Source organism: uncultured Limnohabitans sp., from assembly GCF_937889215.1.
Lineage (GTDB): Bacteria > Pseudomonadota > Gammaproteobacteria > Burkholderiales > Burkholderiaceae_C > Limnohabitans_A.
In genome coordinates this window covers 1-1,704 of the sequence record NZ_CALBEX010000112.1, presented here as the reverse complement: position 1 = coordinate 1,704, position 1,704 = coordinate 1, and the positions used below count along the sequence as shown (strand labels likewise).

Here is a 1,704-nt window from a genome sequence, read left to right as displayed (position 1 = left end):
CTGTGCAGCCGCTGCGCCACTCGCTCAGGTTGCCGCCCGGGCTCACGCGCAGCTCGGCATTCACGGTGTAGGGACGGACCTCGCTGCCTTCCACCTGGCCTTGCAAACGCCAGCCTTCGCCGTCGGGCGTGAGCTGCGACGAAACCACCTTGTTTTGCAGGTACAGCGTGGTGCCCCGCGACCATGCACCCTGGTCAAAATAAAAAGCCAGTTGCGAAGGGGTGAACCACTGCCGTGGTGTGTCGGACTTCATGCGTACACGGTCTCAGCCGACCCACTTGCGGGCGTTTTGCCACACGCGCAGCCAAGGGCTGGTGGCAGCGATGTCGCCACTCGTCCAGCTCATCTGCACATTGCGGAACACGCGCTCGGGGTGCGGCATCATGGCCGTGAAGCGTCCATCAAAGGTGGTCACGGCGGTCAGGCCGCCCTCGCTGCCATTGGGGTTGAAGGGGTACTGTTCAGTGGCCACGCCTGTGTTGTCCACAAAGCGCATCGCCGCAATGGCTTGGGCCGCGTTGCCTCGGTGTTTGAAGTTGGCAAAGCCTTCGCCGTGCGCCACGGCAATCGGCAAGCGGCTGCCCGCCATGCCTTGCAAAAACAGACTTGGCGACTCGAGCACTTCAACCATCGACAGGCGGGCTTCAAAGCGCTCGCTCTGGTTGGTGGTGAAGCGCGGCCAGTCTTGCGCGCCAGGGATGATGTCGGCGAGTTCCGCAAACATCTGGCAGCCGTTGCACACGCCCAGACCAAAGGTGTCGGTGCGGCCAAAGAAGCCTTTGAACTGCTCGGACAGTTGAGGGTTGAAAGTGATGCTGCGCGCCCAGCCGATGCCAGCGCCCAGTGTGTCGCCGTAACTGAAGCCGCCGCAAGCCACCAGGCCTTGGAAGTCGGCCAAGTTGGCGCGGCCAGACTGCAGGTCGGTCATGTGCACGTCGTGCGACTCAAAACCGGCTTTGTGGAAGGCGTAGGCCATTTCCACATGCGAGTTGACGCCTTGCTCACGCAAGATGGCCACTTTGGGGCGGGACAAATTCAGGAACGGCGCAGCGACGTTGTCAGTCGGGTCAAAGCTCAGCGCCACATGCATGCCGGGGTCGCTGGCCTGGCCAGCAGCGGCGTGTTCGGCGTCGGCGCAAGCGGGGTTGTCGCGCTGCTGGCAAATCTTCCAGCTCACGCTGTCCCAGACCTGGTGCAGGTCTTCCAGCTTGGCGGCAAAAACCTCTTTGGTGTCGCGCCAGATGCTCAGCTCGCCCACGCCTTTTTGGATGGTCGATTGCACGGGTCGGGTCTTGCCAATCACATGCGTGTGTTTGGACAGGCCATGTTCGCGCAAGGTTTGCAGCACCGCGTTGCGCTCGGCTGTGCGCACTTGCAGCACCACACCCAGCTCTTCGTTGAACAGGGCTTTGAGGGTCAGTTCTTCGCGGCGGGCGCTGACCTGGCCAGCCCAGTTTTTGGCATCGCCGTGGTCGGCGCGGCTGTCGGTGATGCCGTCGCCTTCGGTGACCAGCATGTCCACATTGAGGGCCACGCCCACGTGGCCGGCAAAAGCCATTTCGGCCACAGCGGCCAGCAAGCCGCCGTCGCTGCGGTCGTGGTAGGCCAGGATCTGGCCCTTGGCACGCAAGGCGTTCACGACCTTAACCAGGCTGACCAAGCTTTGCGGGTCTTCCAGATCGGGCACGCTGTCGCCAAACTGGT

2 protein-coding genes are annotated in these 1,704 nt (G+C 63.0%); both read right to left on the bottom strand.

Annotation, left to right across the window (positions count from 1 at the left end):
- The coding region (locus tag Q0341_RS02975) for a hypothetical protein (protein ID WP_299510448.1) at positions 1-253 on the bottom strand (253 nt) is incomplete at its 3' end.
- A gap of 12 nt (positions 254-265) precedes the next feature.
- Positions 266-1,704, bottom strand: a 1,439-nt coding sequence (locus Q0341_RS02970) for a phosphoribosylformylglycinamidine synthase subunit PurQ (RefSeq protein WP_299510447.1), incomplete at its 5' end; no start/stop codon positions are given.